The organism is Oleiphilus sp. HI0123 (assembly GCF_001635315.1).
This window is the reverse complement of sequence record NZ_LWGE01001460.1, coordinates 1-2,606: the sequence shown is the minus strand read 5'-3', so window position 1 is coordinate 2,606 and position 2,606 is coordinate 1. Positions and strand designations below refer to the sequence as shown.

General features: G+C 48.1%; 4 protein-coding genes. All 4 read left to right on the top strand.

Annotated features, from left to right (window positions below; translation table 11 throughout):
* The first annotated feature begins 78 nt into the window (after positions 1-78).
* A complete protein-coding gene (locus A3761_RS19135) occupies positions 79-981 on the top strand; it encodes an urease accessory protein UreD (RefSeq protein ID WP_068513009.1) in 903 nt (300 codons plus the stop codon).
* A 25-nt stretch (positions 982-1,006) separates the two neighbouring features.
* Positions 1,007-1,309, top strand: coding sequence for an urease subunit gamma (locus A3761_RS19130; RefSeq protein WP_068512141.1), 303 nt, complete (start codon positions 1,007-1,009; stop codon positions 1,307-1,309).
* Between the two features lie 173 nt (positions 1,310-1,482).
* Positions 1,483-1,788: an urease subunit beta gene (locus tag A3761_RS19125; RefSeq protein ID WP_068552946.1), complete on the top strand. Its 306-nt coding sequence runs from the start codon at positions 1,483-1,485 to the stop codon at positions 1,786-1,788.
* A gap of 22 nt (positions 1,789-1,810) precedes the next feature.
* On the top strand, positions 1,811-2,606 hold a 796-nt coding region (locus tag A3761_RS19120; protein ID WP_156491954.1), incomplete at its 3' end, for an urease subunit alpha.

The window sequence follows — 2,606 nt, the reverse complement described above, 5'->3', positions numbered from 1 at the left end:
GGGGCTTTGGAATGACGGAGTACTTTGGAATGACGTTTTCTAGACGACAAGAATCAAAAATATAAATGAATAACAAAAATGAACCAAGCACTCGACCCAACACTCATTGAAGACATTGTTTCTGACCACGGTCAGTGGCAGGCCTATCTGCGTTTACGCTTTGCGCAACGATCACGTGGTACNCGCTTGGTTGCTAGTGAACATCAAGGTCCGCTTTACGTTCAAAAAGCGTTTTACCCTGAAGGCCCTGACTGTGCGCACGCTTATTTGCTGCACCCGCCGGGCGGCTTGGTAACTGGTGATACCCTAGATATCGACATACAGGTTGAATCTGGCAGTGAGGCACTCATCACTACGCCCGGCGCGGGTAGAGTCTATAAGGCTCGCGACGACTCGGGTGTTCAAACACAAAATATGACCTTGCGAGTCGAAAGCGACGCCGTGTTGGAATGGTTACCGCTAGAAACTATTCTTTTCCCTAAGTCTCATGCACGTATGAATACCCAAGTTGAACTGGCAGAAGGTGCTAAGGTAATGGCTTGGGAGGTCACTTGTTTTGGCTTACCGGCGAATAACTTGGCGTTCGAAGACGGTAGTTGCGAGCAGCGCTTGCAGATATGGCAGCAAGGCCGTATTCGTTTCAATGAAGCCCTCAGTTTAGCGCCAGGTGACACATCCGTTTTACATGGAACGGGTGGACTTCAAGAAAAGCCCGTTAATGCACTATTTGTTGCTGGGCCCTTCAACGAAACTATCGATAGTGCGGAGCATGAAACCATGCTTGAGGCATTGCTTATCAAACAAAGTGGTATGCCAGGAGATGATTTGCTAGCGTTAAGCATGACAGGTGAGTTTCTAACCGTCAGATACCTCGGTAACTGCACTGAACGAGCAAGAAATTTATTAGGCGAAGCATGGGCATTGGTTCGTCCAGTGCTATCGGGGCGCAAAGCCATCGAACCAAGAATTTGGTTAACTTAAGTGTCAGATTATATAAGAGTGAATTATGGAACTATTACCTAGAGAGAAAGATAAGCTACTGGTTTTCACCGCCGCGTTGCTGGCTGAAAGACGCTTGAACAGAGGCTTAAAATTAAACTACCCCGAAGCCATGGCCTACCTGACAATGGAAATTATTGAAGGCGCTCGAGACGGTAAAACGGTTGCCGAACTAATGAGCTACGGCAAAACCTTGTTGACTGAAGAGCAAGTAATGGACGGTGTCGCCTCGATGATTCATGAAGTGCAAGTCGAAGCGACCTTTCCTGATGGAACTAAACTGGTCACCGTTCACGACCCGATTTCATAAGTCGATTAATTGGCCTTTTTATTCCGTTAGTGACACTCACATAGTCACACCGATGGTAACACTCACAACTGTCATCCCGGTGGTGTTTTAAGCCGGGATCCATGAGGGTTAGTTAGGGGATAACGCAGGAATGACACAACTATGAACGAATATCTATTGATAAGGGGACAAGTATGATTCCTGGAGAATACCAAGTCGCCGAGGGCGATATTGAACTGAACGCAGGGCGTGAGACATTAAGCTTGCGTGTTGAAAACACCGGTGACCGACCCATTCAGGTCGGCTCTCACTATCATTTTTTTGAAACTAATTTAGCTTTAAGTTTTGATCGAGACAAGACCAAAGGCTTTCGTTTAAATATTGCCTCGGGCACGGCGGTAAGATTTGAACCTGGACAGGGCCGGGAAGTAGAGCTGGTGGCTTATGCGGGTGACCGTAAGGTCTACGGATTCCGTGGTGATGTAATGGGCGCGCTATAGCTTTGAGCTGAGGAGAGAAAAGATGACTAAGATGGATAAAAAAGCCTATGCGCAAATGTTCGGTCCAACGGTGGGTGATAAAGTTCGTTTAGGCGATACCGATCTTTGGATCAAAGTGGAGAAGGATTACACCACCTACGGCGAAGAAGTGAAGTTTGGTGGCGGTAAGGTGATTCGAGATGGCATGGGGCAAAGTCAGCGCTCATGTGCCGATACTGTCGACCTAGTGATTACCAACGCTTTGGTGCTTGATCACTGGGGAATCGTTAAAGGTGATGTTGGTGTCAAAGACGGTCGTATCGTCGGTGTTGGCAAAGCCGGAAACCCGGATGTTCAGGACGGGGTTGATATTGCGATTGGCCCTGGCACAGATGTACTCGCGGGTGAAGGCTCTATCCTTACTGCTGGCGGCATTGATGCTCATATTCACTTTATTTGTCCACAGCAAGTTGAAGAAGCCTTAATGTCAGGCGTGACCACAATGATTGGTGGCGGCACCGGCCCGTCAACCGGTACTAACGCCACAACTTGTACCTCTGGACCGTGGTACATCGGTAAGATGATGCAATCCACCGACCAAATGCCCATGAACTTTGGCTTCTTGGGTAAAGGGAATGCAAGTTTACCTGAAGCCCTAAGAGAACAGCTCGATGCAGGCGCTTGCGGCTTGAAGCTCCACGAAGATTGGGGAACCACGCCAGCTTCCATTGATTGCTGTTTATCCGTAGCAGAAGAATATGATGTTCAGGTTGCAATCCATACCGACACCTTGAATGAATCAGGCTTCGTCGATGATACCATTGGTGCGTTTAAAGACC

Bases quoted from the DNA above. Each gene is read 5' to 3' on its own strand.
- A3761_RS19130 (WP_068512141.1), top strand. From the start codon at position 1,007: ATGGAACTATTACCTAGAGAGAAAGATAAGCTACTGGTTTTCACCGCC.
- A3761_RS19125 (WP_068552946.1), top strand. From the start codon at position 1,483: ATGATTCCTGGAGAATACCAAGTCGCCGAGGGCGATATTGAACTGAAC.